Consider the following 19,737-nt stretch of genomic DNA (forward strand, 5'->3'; position numbering starts at 1 on the left):
TTTCTAGGCGGGCGTTACGGGGCAACCCTAACGCCCGTTTGTTCAACACCAGCTGAGAAGCATGAGATTATGTCAAAGCGAGATTATTACGAAGTATTAGGTGTCAGTCGTGACACCAGCGAACGTGAAATTAAAAAGGCCTACAAACGTCTGGCCATGAAATTTCACCCAGATCGCAACCCAGGCGACAAAACCGCAGAAGCTAACTTTAAAGAAATTAAAGAAGCCTACGAGATCCTAACCGACGCCGACAAAAAAGCGGCCTACGACCAATTTGGTCATGCGGGTGTGGATCCTAATCGCGGTGGCGGTGGTTACGGTGGTGGTCAAGGCGATTTCGGTGATATTTTCGGTGATGTCTTTGGCGATATTTTCGGCGGTGGACGTCGTGGTGGCGGTCAACGCCAAGCGGCCCGCGGCTCAGATTTACGTTACAACCTAGAGTTATCACTGGAAGAAGCCGTTAAAGGCTTAACCAAAGAACTGCGTATCCCAACACTGGCGACTTGCGATCTATGTGAAGGCAGCGGCGCTAAAAAAGGCACCTCTGCAACCACTTGTGGCACCTGTCATGGTCAAGGCCAAGTCCAAATGCGCCAAGGTTTCTTTGCGGTGCAACAGCCTTGTCCAACCTGTCATGGCCGCGGCAAGATCATCAAAGATCCTTGCACTAAGTGTCATGGCGATGGCCGTGTTGAAAAGAGCAAAACCTTATCAGTTAAGATCCCAGCCGGCGTTGATACGGGCGACCGTATTCGTTTAGCGGGTGAAGGCGAAGCGGGTGAGTTTGGCGCGCCTCCAGGGGATTTATACGTTCAGGTCAGCGTGCGTGAGCATGCGATTTTCGTCCGTGATGGCAACAACCTTTACTGCGAAGTGCCGATATCCTTCAGTAAAGCGGCCCTAGGCGGTGAGATTGAAGTGCCAACACTGGATGGTAAAGTCAGCCTGAAGATCCCAGCCGAAACGCAAACGGGCCGTATGTTCCGTTTACGTGGCAAAGGCGTCAAGTCGGTTCGCAGCCATGCGGTAGGCGACTTGCTCTGCAAAGTGGTTATGGAAACCCCAGTTAACTTAAACGATCGTCAAAAAGAACTGTTATGCGAATTTGAAGCCACCTTAACTGGTGAGTCGAAAAAACACAGCCCAAAGGCTGAGGGCTTTTTCGATGGCGTGAAAAAGTTCTTTCAAGATCTGAATAGCTAACTTGGTCTAGTGGCGCAGAGGTTAGCTGCGCACTAGAAGAAAAAAGCCCTGCAATGGTTAACCTTGCAGGGCTTTTTTATATTCGGATTTATGCCCAAATATTAAAGTGTTTAAAGTTGAAGCAGCCTGTGGTGGTGTTTCACCAATTAGCTGCTTAATTGTCCTGTGTCGTACTTCGGAGTTGAATTCGGAATCAAGCAGTTGCTATAAAACAAAATGACTATGACCGTAAATAGCGTTACTATAATGAAAAGTAACACTTAATATGCACCGTAACTGCTAATGAAAGAGTAATTATGGATTCAATAACTGGAAAATATGGACAAATCAGAAAACCCTTAATTTACTATAAGGGAAATCTCGTAGCATTGAATATATCTGAAGAGTCTGAGTCATATTTTGGCGGTAACTTACCATTAATATCTAACTTTCCCGAGACAGCAAAGTTACATCTTTTGTTTACATTAAACAGAGATATATTAGATTTATTCGACAACATCCAGTTTTCTAGCATAGCATTAATTTATCCGTTTATGCATGATGGTGGTTCAATCAAATATCAAATAAGATATGACGGAAGTATCAAGATACAATCAGTCCATCCCCGAGAAGCTGAAAATGATTGGCCCTATGAAAATTACCCAACCTCCTTTTTAAAAGTGAAATTTGCACACGAACAAATCCTAAAAATGGATTTTAATGATTTCAAAAATCTACTTCCACAAGTCCAATTCACTAACAATAGTGAAGAAATAATAATAGTCATTCCTCCTCAAGCTGGTTATGAAGTTTCTCTTTGGGGCGATGATGGTGATGCAGAAAATGTTTTATGTGTTTTTAGAATCTGCCCTAAAACTGGTAATGTATATGCTGACAATCAATGCAGCTAACAAGAGCAGACCACGGACTTGCAAACCTATTAATTTAATTGTCCACTAAATAATAAAACTTGTACCAAATTTAAATATAGCCACTACTCCCTTCATGATAACGCCCAGAAGATCAGACAGGCATCCACAGTAATTGCGTGGTAGTTAATCTCCAGCTTTGCTTAAGCATTGAACAAGGAGGTTTGTATGCCGTTTCATTGAAATGATTGGACAGGCAGGAAATGTTATTGAGACACTCATTACTAAATTTTAGAAAGATGGAGTGTTAGTTCTTTTTTAAATACGAATAAGTAACACTGAAACTTCAGGAGTTCATATTCCCTGCGAAGTTGTCTAAATACGGAGTAAAAATGCCGTGGCGACATCATGGATGATGGTGCAGGCTCGGGGGAACATGGATGTGTCATCTGAGCCGTTAGGCAATTTTTATTGGAGTATGAGACAGGTAATTAATGCATGTAACTTCGCTAGGGTGAGTGCTGCGTAGCAGCGTTTCGAACGAGAGCCTGGGATGGCGAACTGGCAGTTAGACATGGACGTTGTTCGCCGGGGTATTTCCAAAAGGGGAACAAGCGCTTTTCCCCTTTTGGTCGCGTGTGGGGTGAAGCCCCACGACTTTGATGTAGATTTTGATTTAAAAATCCAAACGAAGTTTGGAAATTGGGTATGCGTGAGCCATCAATTATGATCAATGGCTCCTTTGAGATGTGTACTGGCCTAATCCATCATTTTTGCGTCACATTCCGGTACGCTTGTCACAGGTGTCAACGTTTTGAGGAGTACAAAACGTAACAGGTGTGTAGATTGTTTCTTCATACTTTTGTTTTGTGACAATTTTATAAAGCGTCAAAATTGCCTGTCTTCCCATTTCATATGGATTTTGACCCACATTGACATGAGCAAGACCATCTTTCAGCATCGTTAACTGCTCTGGAGATGTATCGGTAATAATAATGACGATTTCTTTGTTATTAATTTTTTCTTGGTATGGAGTAATCATTTCACGATAGAGCGCATCATTATTTTGCGCCCAACCACCAACTGCGATAAAAGAGTCTGCTTTCACAGGCTTACCTTTCATTACGGACTCCATTTGTTTAACAGCTTGACTAAGCTGATCAAAGTTAAACAAAGGTTCTCTAACTTCTGTCCAGCCTAAATCGCCATTGAGTAATTCGCCAGGAGGAGCATCGTATTTTTTTCCTGATAAGGCGGAGCGTACACCCATAAGTCTTAAATTCAGATTAGGAGAATCTGGCCGCCCTGAATGCATTATTAACGTTCCGCCATTTGGCCGTAGTTTTTTTAACTGTTCACCCAATGACTTACCCAGTTCAAAATTGTCAGTGCCTATATAAGCTAAGCGTAAATTTTTAGGTTCTTCTTTGATAGAAGCATCAAAATCAGAGTCATAGGTAACAATCGGGATGCCTGCTTCTTTAGCTCTTTTTAGGCTATTTTCAACTAGGTATTTAGACTGCGTAACGGCGACAGCGATACCATCTATACCTTCATCAATGAGTTGATTGATTACCTGATCTTGCAATCTAACACTGCTAATTTCAGGTCCTCGATATATACATTCTACGGCTTCTATTTGAGCCGCTGCATCTATACAGCCATTTTTGCTTTGATCAAAAAAACACTATAAAATTTAGGCACAACAGCAAATTTCAGCTCTTTTCCATAGGCAGAGGATATTGCTAATTGACTTAATGCAATGAACAACAAAAATAATTTCACCACACTTCCTCCTAAAAACAATGAGACAGCGACTTAAAGCTTTATAACAGAATGTAGCAAAGGAATGGATTTAAAGACATGAGATGCAACGGTGTTATTGAACATTATTGATCTGAATCAGTAATTCACCATATTACGCTTAGAACGTAATAAAAAAATCGGACAGGCATGAGTTTTATGCCTTAATAATTTGCCGATGAGTACATGGTGCTTTCGACTCTGCAGATGGGCGGCAAGGGAGATCCAAGAGCGGGATTGCTGTTGACCCCCTCTTGGTCGATTCTCTAATAAAAATCAGGGGCGAAGTACCACGACGTTGATTTTGATTTAAAAATTCAAACGAAGTTTGGAAATGGGATATGCGTGAGCCATCAATTATAATCAATGGCTCTTTTGAGAGGTTACTCTTCTGGAACAGTAAATGCGGCTTCGGCTTTCTCTAACTCTTGCTCGGTTTTAAGCTGAAACGCTTGCTGCTTTTTAAGCTTGGCTTCTTCTTCAAGTGCCGCTTCTCTTTGTTTAAATTCGTGTCTCTCTGGTTTAGTCAGAAACTTAAACGCGAGCTTGTTGCCTAGCACATAGGCGACGACGTCTTCGCCCTTTGTGCGGCGTTCATCGACGCGTTGTGAAAAACGGGCGTTATCGCGGGCTTTACGTTCTTCGGCATTTAACTTACTCATAATCTGTTCTCCTCATTTAGTTAATCACGGTAGTGTTCCACTACGTTCAGTTAAACAAATGAGTTGTGTTGCACATTCATAAAGCTGATTGGGCGGGATTCTACCATAAGCGCTCACGAAAGCTGTGGGATTAAAATCTACCATCCCATCACCTGCGTTAACTTTGCGCACATAAGAAAGATGCGGCTGGAGTCTCTTTTAAGATAAACCACGAACACCGAAGCGACAGGCATTCACCTATTCCTGCGAACTGGCCGTTAGACATGGACCTTGTTGGCAGGGGAGAGCCAAGAGGGGATTGCAGTTGATTCTCTTTAGGTCGGCCATTGATTTGTCCTTTGGTTTAGAAATTTAAACGAAGTTTCAAACTAGACTTTCTTAGTGGCGTAACGTAAATGCCGTAGCTGTATCGTTGTAAACTGTGCCAAGGCTTGCGTAAAAGCCGAAACAACATTGGTATTCAAAGGCAACTCTCAGTAAACTTTCGCTCCCATGTTTTGATCCGGTGCTGTGATGACCTTTCCCGAGCTTTCTTCTTCCCCTGAGTCGTTAACTTTTGCTGAGCTTGGCTTAAATTCGGCGTTACTTAAGGCCTTGCCTGCAACACTGGCGCATCCGACAAAGGTGCAGCAATTGGCGATTCCGGCCATTCTTGCGGGACGGGATTTGTTAGCCTTAGCACAAACCGGTAGCGGGAAAACCTTAGCTTTTGGTTTGCCACTTCTACAACAAATTTTGTTGCAACAGCAAACACAGTTACAGGGTGCTAAGTCTGTGCCGCCTCCAAATGCACTGGCGTTAGTGCTGGTGCCTACACGGGAATTAGCGCTGCAAGTGACTGAAGCGTTGCAAGCGGTGGCAAGTCAGTTATCGGCTTCGTTGATCATTCAGCTTCTGTGCGGTGGGGTCGCACTGGAAGACCAATTAGCCGAACTTGCAGCCAAGCCGCGGGTATTAGTGGCAACCCCTGGGCGTTTACTGGATTTATGCAAACAGTCCCACGTCAGCCTCGATTCGATAAAACATCTTGTGCTGGATGAAGCTGACCGCCTGTTAGAAATGGGATTTTGGCCTGATGTGCAAAAGCTGATGGCATTTATGCCCAAGCTTAAGCAAACCTTGTTGTTTTCTGCCACCTTGCCCGAGGCTTTGGATACATTGGCGGGCAAGCTGCTGGTGAATCAGCCGCTACGGGTCGAAGCCCACAAGGTGAATTCAGTGGCTGGTGAAATCGAAGAACAACTCTATTTAGTCAACAAGGGCAGCAAAGCACAGGCATTGATTGCGCTGTTAAAACAGTATCAATGGCCGCAGGTGTTGGTGTTTATCAGCGCCCGTGATGATGCCGATGCCGTCGCTAAACGACTCGCTAAAGCAGGGATGAAAGTCGCCGCGCTGCACGGTGAAAAAGAGCAAACCGTTCGCAGCCAAACCTTAGCCGACTTTAAAGCCAATCGGATCCAAGTATTAGTGGCGACAGATTTGATGGCGCGCGGCATTCATGTTGATGCCTTGCCTGTTGTCATCAATTTGGATTTGCCCATGAGTGCGCCTGTGTACGTGCACCGCATTGGCCGCACCGCGCGCGCTGGCGAAAAAGGGCTGGCGATTTCCCTTGTGTGCCACGGTGAAATGGCAACTTTAACGGCGATCCGCAGTTTAACCGCGCGGGAGTTACCGCTGGCATTATTGGCTGACTTTCCGGTAACGGATAAGCCGAGTGAAAAAATCACTGATGGCGCCACTGATATCAAAGTTGAGCGTAAGCGACCACCGCGTGATAAACAGGCGAATCGCCGTAGCATCAATAAGCACAGCGCCAAAGAGTTTAAAGGTAAGCGCTGATGAAGCTATCCATAGCGTTCAAGCTTGTCGTGCTTCAATCACTAAACTGATAACAGAATAAAGCGCATTGGCCGCTGTTATCACTTTCGCTCTGGGTGTAACTTAGTGACTTATTTACATTAAGGAACTAAGTCATGGGATCGACATTGGCGTTAAGCAAAGCACTTCATAAAGTGGTGAATAACGGTTTAACGACTGAGCACTTTGTTCTTAGGCCATTCCAGCGAGCGGATCTTGAGGCTTTTACCGCCTATCGAGCCGACCCTAAGGTCGCCAAATATCAAAGCTGGACAGATTACAGCTATAGCGATGCACTCGCGTTGTTCGAGAAGATGGATTATGCACAATTTGGTGCGGTTGATACTTGGTTTCAGCTTGCGATTGTCAGTGGCGCGTCGGGAACTACACCAACCCAATTAGTTGGCGATCTGGCGCTGCACTTTATTGATGAGCAGCAGGTGGAAATTGGCTTTACGATTGCGCCTGAGCATCAAGGTAAACATGTTGCTTTTGAGGCCGTCAGCGCATTGCTGGATTACCTCTTTATTGAATTGCATAAGCATAGAGTTATTGCCATCACCGATGCACAAAATCTTGCCTGCTGTCGCTTACTCGAAAAACTCCGCTTTAGGCGCGAAGCCCATTATGTGAAAAACATCTTCTTTAAAGGCGCGTGGGGCGATGAGCTCCTCTATGCCTTGTTAAAGGAAGAGTATTAATTCCCTTTAGGTGCAAAGTATCGCTAACGTGTGCCGCCAGTGTTTCTCTATTTGGCTTATCTTGTCTATCTCAGTAAAATCTTTCCATTAGTTGAGCCCGTGTTGGCTCAAGGATCTTCACGCCCGTCATGGGATTTAAGGAGTGCCACATGAAATCAATGCGTTTAGGCTTAGTGGGTTTGGCGGTCGTGCTCGGATTATCGGCCTGCGCGACCACGCAATCGCCAATAGGGCGAGGGCAGACCTTGTTGTATTCAGCGGCGCAAATGCAGCAGATGGGCGATTCCTCCTTCGAGGAAATGAAAAAACAGCAAAAAGTGAGTAGTGATAAAAAGCTGACGCAATACGTCAATTGTGTCGCTAATCGTATTACTGCAGTGCTGCCGGACCAAACCCAACGCTGGGATGTGGTTTTGTTTGACTCAGAACAAGTCAACGCTTTTGCTCTGCCGGGTGGGCATATTGGGGTTTATACCGGATTGCTTAAGGTCGCTAAGGGATCTGATCAGCTTGCTACTGTGCTCGGTCACGAAGTCGCGCATGTGTTGGCGCAGCACGGTAATGAGCAGGTTTCCCGTGGACAGTTAACGGGCGTTGGAATGCAGATTGCCGATGCGGCGCTAGGGGCGAGTGGTGTGTCGAATCGCGACTTATATATGTCGGCGTTAGGACTCGGTGCTCAGGTGGGGGTTATTCTGCCTTTTGGTCGCGCCCAAGAGAGCGAAGCTGATATTATGGGCGTAGAGCTAATGGCTCGAGCGAGTTTCAATCCGGCTCAGAGTGTTGAGTTATGGCAGAATATGTCGAAGGTGGGCGGTAGCCAAGGGCCGGAGTTATTATCGACCCATCCATCGAACAGTAATCGCATTGCTCAGCTACAACAATTGCAAGCACAGATGCAGCCACTTTATGCCAGTGCTAAAGCGCAGGTGAAGAATCAATGTGTGGCGCCGAAATAAGCTGAAGTCTATTTAAGATCTAAGTACCCGTTTGGTGAGTGTTCGCTGTCGTTTGCGCAGAGATATGTGTCTTCAACCTATTTATGCTTTTGGATAAATACGCAATAAGTGTGTAAAAAAGCCTCCTTAGTTAAATAAGCAGTCAGTTTATCAGCATAGCTCGCTGAACTATGGTAAACTGGCGCGCAAAATTCCACTGATAATTGAGAGTCGTTAATTATGTCTGATAAATTCAGTACTGTTGAACAGCAAGCAAGCTACGGTGTAGGCCGTCAAATGGGTGAGCAACTGGCCGCCAATTCTTTTGATGGTGTGGATATTCCAGCCGTTCAAGCGGGTTTAGCCGATGCGTTTGCCGGTTTAGAAAGTGCTGTGTCTATGCAAGATCTGCAAGTTGCTTTCACTGAAATTAGCGGTCGTATTCAAGCTGCTCAAGAGCAAGCTGCTGCTGCTGCGTCTGCTGAAGGCGATGCTTTCTTAGCTGAAAATGCTAAGCGTGATGGCGTGACTGTGACTGACTCTGGTCTGCAGTTCGAAGTATTAGTCCAAGGTGACGGTGCTACTCCAACTTACGAAGATACTGTTCGTACTCACTACCATGGTTCTTTCATCAATGGTGATGTGTTTGACAGCTCTGTAGTTCGTGGCCAACCTGCTGAGTTCCCAGTTTCTGGCGTTATCGCTGGCTGGACTGAAGCACTGCAACTGATGCCAGTAGGCACTAAGTTGAAATTATTTGTGCCACATCACTTAGCTTACGGTGAGCGCGGCGCGGGGGCATCGATTCCTCCTTATTCAACTTTGGTATTCGAAGTTGAATTATTAGATATCATCTAATATTGAAAAAACGCCTAAGCCTGTCTTAGGCGTTTTCTTATGGAATACAAAGAAAGATTGAGGAGATTGAAATGAGTGGACAAGTGAGAGTGGCAATCGTCGGTGCCGGTGGTCGTATGGGACGCACTCTTATTGAAGCGGCCTACAATCACGACCATATTTTACTGGGTGCTGCCATTGAGCGTGCAGGCTCAAGTTTAGTGGGTGTGGATGCGGGTGAGTTAGCTGGTGTGGGTAAATTAAACGTCATGATCATGGATTCGCTCGATTATGCGACCGATGATTTTGATGTGTTGATCGATTTCACTGCGCCAGACGCCAGTATTGTCCATTTAGATTGGTGTGTTCGCCATAAGAAAGCCATGGTGATTGGCACAACCGGTTTCAATCATGCTCAAAAAGAACAGATCAATGCCTTTGCCGAGCAAACGCCGGTCGTAATGGCGCCGAATATGTCTGTGGGTGTCAATTTGATGTGGAAATTACTCGAACTGGCTGCCGAAGTCATGGGTGATTACACGGATATCGAAATTATCGAAGGCCACCACAGACACAAAAAAGATGCGCCGTCGGGTACAGCCCTGAAAATGGGTGAAGTGATTGCTAAGACTTTAGGTCGCGATCTTGAGAAATGTGCCGTATATGGCCGCGAAGGGATCACGGGTGAACGTGACCGTGAAACTATCGGTTTTGCGACTATTCGTGCCGGTGATCTCGTTGGTGAACATACGGCCATGTTTGCCGATATCGGTGAGCGTTTAGAGATCACCCATAAAGCTTCGAGTCGTATGACCTTTGCTAATGGTGCTATGCGTGCCGCTCACTGGCTCGTGGAGCAAAAGCCGGGCTTGTATGATATGCAGCAGGTTTTAGGTTTGCATTAATATTAAAAACGCCGATATGGCGTTTTTTTTGCACCCAGTTACCAGTGGGTGGACGGTTTCGCGTTTTTACTGTAAAATCGCTGGAATTTGTCAAAATTTCGTAAATTAGCGGAAATTGGTATCTTAACATAACATAAAAACATTATATTTCAGTGGCTTGGCTCTTTATGGAGGTCGCGTTGACAAAGTCTGCCTTACTCGTACTCGAAGATGGAACTGTATTCTCTGGCACAGCAATTGGTGCCTATGGTCTCGCTGTTGGTGAAGTTGTTTTTAACACTTCCATGACAGGATACCAAGAAATTTTAACTGATCCATCCTACTCACGCCAGATTGTAACATTAACCTACCCACACATAGGCAACACTGGTACCAATGATGAAGATGTTGAATCCGATGGGGTTCACGCTTGTGGTCTTATCATTCGTGATCTTCCGCTCATCGCAAGTAGTTTCCGTAATCAACAAAGCTTAAGTGATTATCTCAAAGCGAACAATGTCGTTGGCATAGCAGATATCGATACCCGCAAGTTAACGCGTATTCTCCGTGAAAAAGGTGCACAAGCCGGTTGTATTATGGCAGGTGCAGACTTAGACGAAGCAAAAGCGCTCGCCGCTGCCAAAGCTTTCCCCGGTTTAAAAGGCATGGATCTCGCTAAAGAAGTCACGACCAAAACTGCCTATCCATGGCGTAAAGGTAGCTGGCGTTTAGTGGGCGGCTTACCAGAAGATACGCCAGCAAATGAGCTTAAATACAAAGTAGTAGCCTACGACTACGGCGTTAAGCAAAACATTCTGCGCATGTTAGTGGATCGCGGTTGTGACGTTACCGTAGTGCCAGCTAAAACTTCAGCCGCCGAAGTGTTAGCGATGAATCCCGATGGTGTGTTCCTTTCGAACGGCCCTGGCGATCCAGAGCCATGCGATTACGCGATTGAAGCGATTCAACAAATTCTGAAAACCGACACGCCGATTTTCGGTATTTGTTTAGGTCATCAGCTACTCGCGTTGGCCTCAGGTGCAAAAACCTTGAAGATGAAGTTTGGTCACCACGGTGCAAACCACCCAGTGAGCAATATCGAGAAAGGTAACGTGATGATCACCAGCCAAAACCACGGTTTTGCTGCCGATGAAACGACCTTACCCGCCAACATTAAGGTGACGCATAAGTCGCTGTTTGATGGTTCACTCCAAGGTATCCATTTCACGGACAAGCCCGCGTTCAGCTTCCAAGGTCACCCTGAAGCGAGCCCTGGCCCGAACGATGCCGCCCCGCTGTTCGATCACTTTATCAAGCTAATCGACATATACCGTCAGAACGCCAAGTAGTACGCTAGCTAGGAGAAGAGAGAAGCAATGCCAAAACGTACAGATATAAAGAGTATTCTTATCCTAGGCGCCGGCCCAATCGTGATTGGTCAGGCATGTGAATTTGACTATTCTGGCGCACAAGCGTGTAAAGCGCTGCGTGAAGAAGGCTACCGTGTCATTCTGGTGAACTCTAACCCTGCCACCATTATGACTGATCCAGAAATGGCCGATGCCACTTATATCGAGCCGATTCACTGGGAAGTGGTCCGTAACATTATTGCTAAAGAACGCCCAGATGCGATTCTGCCAACCATGGGCGGCCAAACCGCACTGAACTGCGCATTAGAACTTGAAGCCAAAGGCGTACTGAAAGAATTTAACGTCGAGATGATTGGCGCGACTGCCGATGCTATCGATAAAGCTGAAGACCGTAGCCGCTTTGATAAAGCGATGAAAAGTATTGGTCTTGATTGTCCACGCGCGGGCATTGCCCACAATATGGACGAAGCTTATGGCGTACTTGATCAAGTGGGTTTCCCTTGTATTATCCGCCCATCCTTTACTATGGGTGGCTCGGGTGGCGGTATCGCTTACAACAGGGAAGAGTTCGAAGAGATCTGTTCACAGGGCTTAGAGTTATCGCCAACGAGTGAACTGCTGATCGACGAATCACTGATCGGTTGGAAAGAATACGAGATGGAAGTGGTCCGCGATCGCAACGATAACTGCATTATCGTCTGCGCCATCGAAAACTTCGATCCTATGGGCGTGCACACGGGCGACTCTATTACAGTTGCACCCGCGCAAACCCTGACTGATAAAGAATACCAAATCATGCGTAACGCCTCTATGGCCGTACTGCGTGAGATTGGTGTTGAGACCGGCGGTTCGAACGTACAGTTTGGTATCAACCCGAAAGATGGCCGTATGGTTATCATCGAGATGAACCCACGGGTATCGCGCTCTTCAGCATTAGCATCAAAAGCAACGGGTTTCCCGATTGCGAAAATCGCCGCTAAGTTAGCAGTTGGTTTCACCCTTGATGAGCTGATGAACGACATCACTGGCGGTCGCACGCCAGCATCATTCGAGCCTGCTATCGATTACGTCGTGACTAAAGTGCCACGCTTTAACTTTGAAAAGTTTGCCGGCGCGAATGACCGCTTAACCACACAGATGAAGTCTGTGGGTGAAGTGATGGCGATTGGCCGTACTTTCCAAGAGTCACTGCAAAAAGCCTTACGTGGTTTAGAGGTTAGCCGTAACGGTCTAGATCCTGTCACAGATATGTCTAAACCTGAGGCGATGTCGCGAATCCGCCACGAGCTGAAAGAGCCTGGTTGCGACCGTATTTGGTACATAGCCGATGCGATGCGTGCGGGGCTGAGCTTAGATGAAATCTTTAAACTGACCAATATCGACCCTTGGTTCCTCGTGCAAATCGAAGAGCTGGTTCAGCTCGAAGGTGTTGTCGCTGAAGCGGGTCTGGCGGGTTTGGATATCGACTTACTGCGTAAGCTGAAACGTAAAGGCTTTGCCGATGCGCGTCTGGCCGATGTATTAGGCGTGAACGAAGCCGAAGTGCGTAAGCTGCGTGATAAGTTCGACCTGCACCCAGTCTATAAGCGTGTGGATACCTGTGCGGCCGAGTTTGCAACAGACACGGCTTACATGTACTCAACGTATGAAGAAGAATGTGAAGCTAACCCATCGACCCGTGACAAAATCATGGTGTTAGGTGGCGGGCCAAACCGTATCGGTCAAGGTATTGAGTTCGATTATTGCTGTGTGCACGCGGCGTTAGCGCTACGTGAAGACGGTTATGAAACCATCATGGTGAACTGTAACCCTGAAACCGTTTCAACCGACTACGACACTTCAGACCGTTTGTACTTCGAACCCGTCACACTGGAAGACGTATTAGAAATCGTCCGTATCGAGAAGCCAAAGGGCGTTATCGTGCAGTACGGTGGTCAAACGCCATTGAAATTGGCCCGTGCCTTAGAAGCTGCTGGCGTACCTGTAATTGGTACTAGCCCAGATGCCATCGACCGCGCCGAAGACCGTGAGCGTTTCCAGCAAGCGATTCAACGCTTAGAGATGAAGCAGCCTGAAAATGATACCGTGACTACGGTTGAAGGTGCTGTGATTGCCGCTGAGCGTATCGGTTATCCGCTAGTTGTGCGTCCATCCTATGTACTGGGCGGCCGCGCGATGGAAATCGTTTACGACAAGCAAGATTTGCTGCGTTACTTCAACGAAGCCGTGAGCGTATCGAACGCGTCGCCAGTATTGCTCGATCGTTTCTTAGATGATGCGATTGAAGTGGATATCGACGCAGTATGTGACGGTGAAATCGTGGTGATTGGCGCGATTATGGAGCATATCGAACAAGCGGGTGTTCACTCTGGTGACTCAGGTTGTTCACTGCCTCCCTACACGCTAAGCCAAGAAATCCAAGATCGCATGCGCGTTCAAGTCGGCAAGTTGGCGATGGAACTCGGCGTTGTCGGTCTGATGAACGTACAGTTCGCCGTGAAAGATAACGAAATCTATATGATTGAAGTTAACCCACGTGCTGCCCGTACAGTGCCATTCGTATCCAAAGCAACGGGTGTGCCTTTAGCTAAGATTGCCGCGCGTGTGATGGCGGGCCAAAGTTTAACGTCGCAAAACTTCACTAAAGAAGTGATCCCACCTTTCTACTCAGTGAAAGAAGTGGTGTTGCCCTTTAACAAGTTCCCGGGTGTTGACCCACTGTTAGGCCCAGAAATGCGCTCTACCGGTGAAGTCATGGGCGTGGGCGATACGTTCGCCGAAGCCTATGCTAAGGCGCAGTTAGGTGCGACTTCTGAGGTGCCTAAGTCGGGCCGTGCATTATTGTCTGTGCGTAACAGTGATAAGAAACGCGTTGCCGATTTAGCGGCTAAGTTAATTGAGCTCGGTTATCAAATCGATGCGACTCATGGTACTGCGGTTATCCTAGGCGAAGCGGGTATCAACCCACGTTTAGTGAACAAGGTACACGAAGGGCGTCCACACATTCTCGATCGCATCAAGAATGGTGAATACACTTATATTGTGAACACTACCGAAGGTCGCCAAGCGATTGAAGATTCTCGTCAATTGCGCCGCGGTGCACTGCGTTACAAAGTTAACTACACGACGACCATGAACGCTGCATTCGCCACTTGTATGGCCCATGCAGCGGATGACCGTACTAACGTGACGTCAGTACAAGAACTGCATCTGCGCGTACTGGCTAAATAAGCTATAGCGTTAATGTTGTTAATTAGAGGGCCGCATAACTTAGGTTATGCGGCCTTATTATTTCGTCAATTTTGAGCGCTTCGTTCATTTTATCTTCTACTTATGTTGCCTGAGAAAATTATGTCAGCGCCAGCCGATAGCCTTGCCAAAGTCGATACTTTTATTGCGCCGCCTTGCCTCGGGCAAATACGCGTGCTCTATCAAGATAGCGATATTCTACTGATTGATAAGCCGAGCGGATTATTGAGTTTGTCGGGAAAGAATCCGCTGAATCTCGACTCAGTGCATTATCGTTTAGTGCAGGATTTTCCGACGGCCACTTTGCTGCACAGGCTCGATTTTGGCACTTCGGGCATCATGCTGGTGGCGTTGAATAAAAGCGTGAATGGCTTGCTGACAAAGCAGTTTCAGGCGCGCACGGTTGAAAAGCGTTATACCGCCTTGCTGCACGGGCATATCGCCGCTGACAGCGGGGTGATTAATCTGCCGATTGCTAAAGATAGTGACCATTTCCCACTGCAGATGATTTGCCATAGCACAGGCAAAGTTGCGATCAGTGAATATCAGGTGCTGGAACGATTAACCGAACCTTTCGCCACGCGGGTCGAGTTTACTCCGGTTTCTGGTCGCACTCATCAGCTGCGGATCCACAGTCAGCAATTGGGTCACTCAATACTGGGGTGCGATCTCTACGGCGGCGTGGGTGAGTGCGTGACTGATAAGGCTGATGTTGATGAAGCTGATATCACTAATACGACGAGCAGCAGATTAATGCTGCATGCGACCCGCTTAGCGTTTAATCATCCTATCACGGGTGAGCGTATCGACTGGGTTTGTGAGTGTCCTTTTTAAGCGCTTTTAAAAGAGCAATAGAGTTTAGCTCTCAGCATTCAGCACTTAGAATTTAGATCAATGGGTTTAGTTGCTAAACCCGATACGTTCGGTTTGCATGGGCGGCGCATCGTTGGGGAGCCAAGTATGGTAAATAGTTGCGAAGGTGCCATCTGCTTTTATCGCTTCTAGGCTGTTTTTCCACTGTTCGATCACATCATTGGGCGTGCCTTGTGAGAAGGCAATGTAAAGATGATTAGCACTAATCGTGAAGAGCGACTCTACATCATCAATGCTCGCGCCTGCATCCGACAGAATACTCGGCGCGGTGAGATTGGCATTACACCAAAGATCGACACGTTGCTTCATCAATTGTTTGGCACTCAATAAGGGCTCGGATGAGGCCGCAACATTCGTAAATCCCAGTTCGAGCAATAGGCGTTCTTCCACCGAGGCACGATAGACACCAATTGCCTTAGCCGTCTTTGCATCATTTATAGTGGTTATTTTTATACCGCTATTTTTTAAGGCATAAAAATTAGTCGTGCCGACAGCAACAGGCCCAATCATAGTAAACATTTGCTCCCTTTCTGCTGTGCGCGTCATAGTAAACAACACAGTATTAGGTTGCTCGGTCAGCATTTTCCAGCCGCGAGCCCAAGGTACGACCTTGATTGGATCTGGGTTGTTTATGCGCTTTTGAATTTCTTGTACTACCTGTACAGCTAAACCATCGGGTTTGCCATCGACAGAAAAGCTGATTGGTGACCATTCTTCGGTATAGATGTTGAGCGGCTGCGCGCGAAGAGAAACTGCGCTGCTAAGGGTGAGTGATAACAATAAACTTGTGACTAATTTCATTAATAACCCTAAAAATTAGAATGTTATAATTGAGTCTCACTGCTTGCTCTTGAAACGATTAAAGATGAAGGCTGTGCTTAAATCAAGTATAGCTAGGGGTTCATTTTCTAAGATTAAATTTACTATACCGTTTTGAACGATAAAAAAAGAGCGCTTGTATGGCGCTCTTAGGTAGGCTTATTTATGGGTGATAGCTTATCTTTCTGTGCCTATATATCACGCTCGATATACATCTCGCATAAGGTTATCAATGCAATGCACAACACGCATACTGGCGTCTTCCATTGAGTGCAGTTGTTTGACCATCTCAGGCAAATTACCTTTTTGTCTCGCATTGAGCGCCGCTTTTCCTGCCTCGTGTACCGCTTTATGTGGTGCATCTAATGCTTTGAAGTTACTTAAATGCTGATAATTCTCGGCACCAAATCCTTTGAAATACCATTGCCCTAGGCGGCACTCAGTGTGTGAGTTCACATTGTGGTTATGCTGTGGTTTTTCAATTAATTGATAAACGCTACTTTTCCAGACTGCGTGGTCGAGCTTAGTGGTATTCAAGAATGACGCTGTGGCTGCGTTATGGATAACGTGCTGCATTTGTTTTGAGCGTTGCAGGACATCTTCAACGACTTGACCAATTTGGGTTGAGGAGGTGGCTACATCAACGGCACTACTTTGATTATTATGAACAATTCCTTTAATTTCAGCCGCTTGCGCGACGATTTGTTTCACGAGCTTTTCAATATGGCTACTGGCTTCATGGGCTTTGCTTGCAAGCTGGCGCACTTCATCGGCCACCACGGCAAACCCCCGTCCCGCTTCGCCTGCACGGGCGGCTTCAATGGCGGCATTCAATGCTAATAAGTTTGTTTGTTCTGAAATTCCTTGAATTGCTGCTACAAATTGATTGATTGAAGAGGTCGTAGCATCGAGTTCTGTGACAGCTTTCATGCTGTTCGATGCTTGATCATTAATATAAGTCGCTCTAGTGCCTAAATTAGCAATGGCCACACGGGTTTGATCAAAAACGTGATTGAGTTCAGACAGTGATTCTTTTTCCGCAGAGAGTAATTCGGCACTGCTGGCTAAGCCTTCGCGCACGGCATTAAGCATATCTCCGCCTTGGTTTTGGCAGGCGATCACTTCAGTGTAGTGGTCTGCATTTTGGCGCGACTGTTGTTGCATGCTCTCATTTTCACGGATCATGCCACGCAGTTCATCTATTTCATTTTGGTGTTGGCGTTCTAGTTGGATGAGTCGCTCTTTAAGCGCCTGGTTTTCAGCTTTGAGCTGGGAATTAAACCACATATAAAACCTCTCAAGTCGCTAGGACTATCACTATTGCTTATCGACTTACTGTGACTGGGCTCAGCGGTAAATACTGCAATGTTAATAAAAAGTAAAACGATTCAGGTATGGAAATATTAACTGATCTTTAAGCTTTATTCTTAATTTTTTTAAGGTTATTGAAGCTTTTATGCGTTGTCATAAATGGGTTAGCACTATCGAATGATAAGTGAACCACGCTAAGGTTAACTTAGCTTGGTTCACTTTGAGGCCTATGGCATAGGTAAGTCGAGCACCACAGTGGCTATGCTGAAATACACGAGCACACCTATGATATCGGCGATGGAGGTGATGAGTGGCGCACTCGCGGCCGCAGGGTCCATCTTTAACTTGCTCAGTAAGAAAGGCAGAGACATACCAATCAAGCTGCCAATAATCACCACAATTTGCATTGTGAGTGCCACAACCAGCGCGATTTCAGGTCCGCCGCGCCAAAATCCGAGCAAGGACACTGCCGCCGCCATGCTGGCACCTAATAATCCGGCGACAAATAACTCGCGCCCTAGCATAGATAACCAATCCTTGAGAACCACTTCCCCTGTGGCTAAGCCACGTACCATTAAGGTCGCCGATTGTGATCCCGCATTACCGCCGCTATCGATCAGTAGCGGCAGGAAGAAGACTAAAGAGACATAACTGGCAATCGTGTCTTCGAAGAAGGCGATACCGGCCCCTGAGAAGATATTACCAAAGACCAAAATCACCAGCCAAACCACGCGCTTGCGGTAGAGTAAGCCTATGCTGGCGGTCTTAAGGTTATGGTCAATATTGCCGATGGCCGCGGTTTTCGTGAACTCAAGATCCGCCTGTGAGCTGGCAATATCCATAGCATCATCATAGGTGACAATACCGACAAGCTGGCCTTTGCCATTGACTACAGGCAGCGCCATCAAGTCGTAATGGGCGATCATCTGCACCGCTTCTTCGCGAAAGGCATTGGCATCGAGCGCGACGGGATCGGGCTTCATAAAATCGACCACTCGCTCGTGCGGTTGCGCCAGCAATAGCTGTCTTAAAGACACAGTACCAATCAAGCGACCTAACATGTCCACCACATAGGTTTGATAAATGGTTTCCTTATCAGCGGCCTCAGTGCGTAGGGTATCAATGGCTTCTGCCGCAGTATGGCGGCTATTGAGCAAGGTGTAATCCGAAGTCATGACCGCGCCAACCTTCGCTTTATCATAGGCGGCGAGGGTGCGCATATCTTCCCGTTTGGCCAATGCTAGCGCAGGTAAAATCGCCGCTTGCTGGGTTTCATCGAGCAGATTATAGAGGTCGGCACGTTCATCTGCTGCCATGTGAACCAGCAGCGCAGATAGCGTAGTTTTATCTAATTGCTGTACTAAGCTGGCTTGCAATTCATCGGTCAGATAGCGAAACAAATTGGCGCAAACCTTAGGTGAGGCCAGTTGCAATAATAGGACTTGTTGAGCTTGATTAAAGACGTTAAATACGGCTGCAATATCGGCAGGGTGGCGTTTTTCGGCTAATTCAGCCATGGCGCTGGCACTGCGTTGCTCGATAATCATTTGCAGGTTATGGATGATTTTTTTAGTGTTGTTTGTGCTGTTATTCATGTTCATAGTTCATTCTCTCAACGATCTAGTGACCAAAGTAAAAGGTGATGTCTGCGCCAAGTTGCAGCGCGTTGCCACGAAGGGCATTGCCTAAGCTCAATTCCAGCTGTAGCTGTTGTTGCGGCGAGTGTTGATAAGCAAACTGATAGGTAGTCTCGCTCAATTCTTTTTGATAAATCTCGGCTATCACGCGATGGTGACTACTGAGTTCATACGCCGCCGCGATACCCACAAGCAATTGGGTTGATTGATTAAACTCATGGGTAAAACCTAAATTGGCATAGAGACTGACATCAGAATCGCCTAAGGTTTTACCAAAAATGCCGAAGACTTCGGTGGCTAATTCGTTACTGGCATCGAGGTTTTTCTGCAAGTTGATTACCAGTGCGCTGTGCCAATCATCCTGTTGCTGCTCTGGATCTGAGTGGGAGTTTACGTTGAGTGGTAGCTTAATGCCGACTTCAGCTTGCTCCTCACGAATATCGTCATTGGTATTGGACGCTAATCCTACATGCCATTCCCATTGATTGCGGCTGCAAGTCGTGGTTGCATTTAATTGTGGGCGAGCATGATCCGACCTAGGTTGTTGCCAGCCCATTTCTAATTCGCAGCGCTCAGCGAGGGCGGGATCATCTACTTCGAGATGGGATGCCGCTGCACTCATGCTGTAGTACAAGCTGATACTTGCGCAGGATAACGATCGCAAAATTGCTGTGTTGTTTATGTAAGCCATATTTAGGCTCCTCAGATGTAAACCCATAGGTGTAAATCCATAGGG

At 46.7% G+C, this 19,737-nt stretch carries 15 protein-coding genes and 1 pseudogene; 10 read left to right on the forward strand and 6 right to left on the reverse strand.

Features of this window, described 5'->3' with window-relative positions; translation table 11 throughout:
• The first annotated feature begins 69 nt into the window (after window positions 1–69).
• Window positions 70–1,206 (forward strand): molecular chaperone DnaJ, encoded by a 1,137-nt coding sequence (gene dnaJ / locus CKQ84_RS13250; RefSeq protein ID WP_105251656.1) that lies wholly within the window; start codon window positions 70–72, stop codon window positions 1,204–1,206.
• Between the two features lie 296 nt (window positions 1,207–1,502).
• Entirely contained in the window at window positions 1,503–2,096 is a 594-nt protein-coding gene (locus tag CKQ84_RS13255; RefSeq protein ID WP_105251657.1) for a hypothetical protein, read from the forward strand.
• A gap of 736 nt (window positions 2,097–2,832) precedes the next feature.
• On the opposite strand, the pseudogene CKQ84_RS13260 reads toward CKQ84_RS13255, so the two are convergent.
• A pseudogene (locus CKQ84_RS13260) lies at window positions 2,833–3,842 on the reverse strand (sugar-binding protein).
• A gap of 398 nt (window positions 3,843–4,240) precedes the next feature.
• A complete protein-coding gene (locus CKQ84_RS13265) occupies window positions 4,241–4,519 on the reverse strand; it encodes a hypothetical protein (protein ID WP_006082790.1) in 279 nt (92 codons plus the stop codon).
• A gap of 513 nt (window positions 4,520–5,032) precedes the next feature.
• Here CKQ84_RS13265 and CKQ84_RS13270 point away from each other — a divergent pair.
• The 8 genes from CKQ84_RS13270 to CKQ84_RS13305 all read left to right on the forward strand — a co-directional run bounded on the left by CKQ84_RS13270 (window position 5,033) and on the right by CKQ84_RS13305 (window position 15,195).
• Window positions 5,033–6,364 (forward strand): DEAD/DEAH box helicase, encoded by a 1,332-nt coding sequence (locus tag CKQ84_RS13270; protein ID WP_105251658.1) that lies wholly within the window; start codon window positions 5,033–5,035, stop codon window positions 6,362–6,364.
• Between the two features lie 134 nt (window positions 6,365–6,498).
• Window positions 6,499–7,083, forward strand: a complete 585-nt coding sequence (locus tag CKQ84_RS13275; RefSeq protein WP_105251659.1) for a GNAT family N-acetyltransferase — start codon at window positions 6,499–6,501, stop codon at window positions 7,081–7,083.
• A 149-nt stretch (window positions 7,084–7,232) separates the two neighbouring features.
• The gene (locus CKQ84_RS13280; protein WP_105251660.1) at window positions 7,233–8,042 is read left to right on the forward strand and encodes a M48 family metallopeptidase; all 810 of its coding nucleotides are present in this window, start codon (window positions 7,233–7,235) and stop codon (window positions 8,040–8,042) included.
• 219 nt (window positions 8,043–8,261) lie between these two features.
• Window positions 8,262–8,879: an FKBP-type peptidyl-prolyl cis-trans isomerase gene (locus tag CKQ84_RS13285; RefSeq protein ID WP_006083907.1), complete on the forward strand. Its 618-nt coding sequence runs from the start codon at window positions 8,262–8,264 to the stop codon at window positions 8,877–8,879.
• A 71-nt stretch (window positions 8,880–8,950) separates the two neighbouring features.
• Complete coding sequence (gene dapB / locus CKQ84_RS13290) at window positions 8,951–9,763, forward strand: 4-hydroxy-tetrahydrodipicolinate reductase (protein WP_105251661.1); 813 nt, start codon at window positions 8,951–8,953, stop codon at window positions 9,761–9,763.
• Between the two features lie 167 nt (window positions 9,764–9,930).
• A complete protein-coding gene (carA, locus tag CKQ84_RS13295) occupies window positions 9,931–11,091 on the forward strand; it encodes a glutamine-hydrolyzing carbamoyl-phosphate synthase small subunit (protein ID WP_105251662.1) in 1,161 nt (386 codons plus the stop codon).
• A 27-nt stretch (window positions 11,092–11,118) separates the two neighbouring features.
• The gene (gene carB / locus CKQ84_RS13300) at window positions 11,119–14,343 is read left to right on the forward strand and encodes a carbamoyl-phosphate synthase large subunit (RefSeq protein ID WP_105251663.1); all 3,225 of its coding nucleotides are present in this window, start codon (window positions 11,119–11,121) and stop codon (window positions 14,341–14,343) included.
• Between the two features lie 120 nt (window positions 14,344–14,463).
• A complete protein-coding gene (locus tag CKQ84_RS13305; RefSeq protein WP_105253066.1) occupies window positions 14,464–15,195 on the forward strand; it encodes an RluA family pseudouridine synthase in 732 nt (243 codons plus the stop codon).
• 66 nt (window positions 15,196–15,261) lie between these two features.
• On the opposite strand, the gene CKQ84_RS13310 is transcribed toward CKQ84_RS13305, so the two are convergent.
• The 4 genes from CKQ84_RS13310 to CKQ84_RS13325 all read right to left on the reverse strand — a co-directional run bounded on the left by CKQ84_RS13310 (window position 15,262) and on the right by CKQ84_RS13325 (window position 19,692).
• Window positions 15,262–16,035, reverse strand: coding sequence for an ABC transporter substrate-binding protein (locus CKQ84_RS13310; protein ID WP_105251664.1), 774 nt, complete (start codon window positions 16,033–16,035; stop codon window positions 15,262–15,264).
• A 216-nt stretch (window positions 16,036–16,251) separates the two neighbouring features.
• Window positions 16,252–17,340 carry a methyl-accepting chemotaxis protein gene (locus tag CKQ84_RS13315; protein WP_105251665.1) on the reverse strand — a complete coding sequence of 363 codons (1,089 nt, stop codon included), beginning with the start codon at window positions 17,338–17,340 and terminating at the stop codon, window positions 16,252–16,254.
• Window positions 17,341–17,591: 251 nt separating this feature from the next.
• Window positions 17,592–18,965 (reverse strand): magnesium transporter, encoded by a 1,374-nt coding sequence (mgtE, locus tag CKQ84_RS13320; RefSeq protein WP_105251666.1) that lies wholly within the window; start codon window positions 18,963–18,965, stop codon window positions 17,592–17,594.
• Between the two features lie 19 nt (window positions 18,966–18,984).
• Window positions 18,985–19,692, reverse strand: a complete 708-nt coding sequence (locus CKQ84_RS13325; protein ID WP_105251667.1) for a hypothetical protein — start codon at window positions 19,690–19,692, stop codon at window positions 18,985–18,987.
• Window positions 19,693–19,737: the final 45 nt, after the last annotated feature.

The organism is Shewanella sp. WE21 (assembly GCF_002966515.1).
Lineage (GTDB): Bacteria > Pseudomonadota > Gammaproteobacteria > Enterobacterales > Shewanellaceae > Shewanella > Shewanella oncorhynchi.

Coding starts and splice junctions, on each gene's coding strand:
- dnaJ (WP_105251656.1), top strand. CDS start 70: ATGTCAAAGCGAGATTATTACGAAGTATTAGGTGTCAGTCGTGACACC.
- CKQ84_RS13255 (WP_105251657.1), top strand. CDS start 1,503: ATGGATTCAATAACTGGAAAATATGGACAAATCAGAAAACCCTTAATT.
- CKQ84_RS13265 (WP_006082790.1), bottom strand. CDS start 4,519: ATGAGTAAGTTAAATGCCGAAGAACGTAAAGCCCGCGATAACGCCCGT.
- CKQ84_RS13270 (WP_105251658.1), top strand. CDS start 5,033: ATGACCTTTCCCGAGCTTTCTTCTTCCCCTGAGTCGTTAACTTTTGCT.
- CKQ84_RS13275 (WP_105251659.1), top strand. CDS start 6,499: ATGGGATCGACATTGGCGTTAAGCAAAGCACTTCATAAAGTGGTGAAT.
- CKQ84_RS13280 (WP_105251660.1), top strand. CDS start 7,233: ATGAAATCAATGCGTTTAGGCTTAGTGGGTTTGGCGGTCGTGCTCGGA.
- CKQ84_RS13285 (WP_006083907.1), top strand. CDS start 8,262: ATGTCTGATAAATTCAGTACTGTTGAACAGCAAGCAAGCTACGGTGTA.
- dapB (WP_105251661.1), top strand. CDS start 8,951: ATGAGTGGACAAGTGAGAGTGGCAATCGTCGGTGCCGGTGGTCGTATG.
- carA (WP_105251662.1), top strand. CDS start 9,931: ATGGAGGTCGCGTTGACAAAGTCTGCCTTACTCGTACTCGAAGATGGA.
- carB (WP_105251663.1), top strand. CDS start 11,119: ATGCCAAAACGTACAGATATAAAGAGTATTCTTATCCTAGGCGCCGGC.
- CKQ84_RS13305 (WP_105253066.1), top strand. CDS start 14,464: ATGTCAGCGCCAGCCGATAGCCTTGCCAAAGTCGATACTTTTATTGCG.
- CKQ84_RS13310 (WP_105251664.1), bottom strand. CDS start 16,035: ATGAAATTAGTCACAAGTTTATTGTTATCACTCACCCTTAGCAGCGCA.
- CKQ84_RS13315 (WP_105251665.1), bottom strand. CDS start 17,340: ATGTGGTTTAATTCCCAGCTCAAAGCTGAAAACCAGGCGCTTAAAGAG.
- mgtE (WP_105251666.1), bottom strand. CDS start 18,965: ATGAACATGAATAACAGCACAAACAACACTAAAAAAATCATCCATAAC.
- CKQ84_RS13325 (WP_105251667.1), bottom strand. CDS start 19,692: ATGGCTTACATAAACAACACAGCAATTTTGCGATCGTTATCCTGCGCA.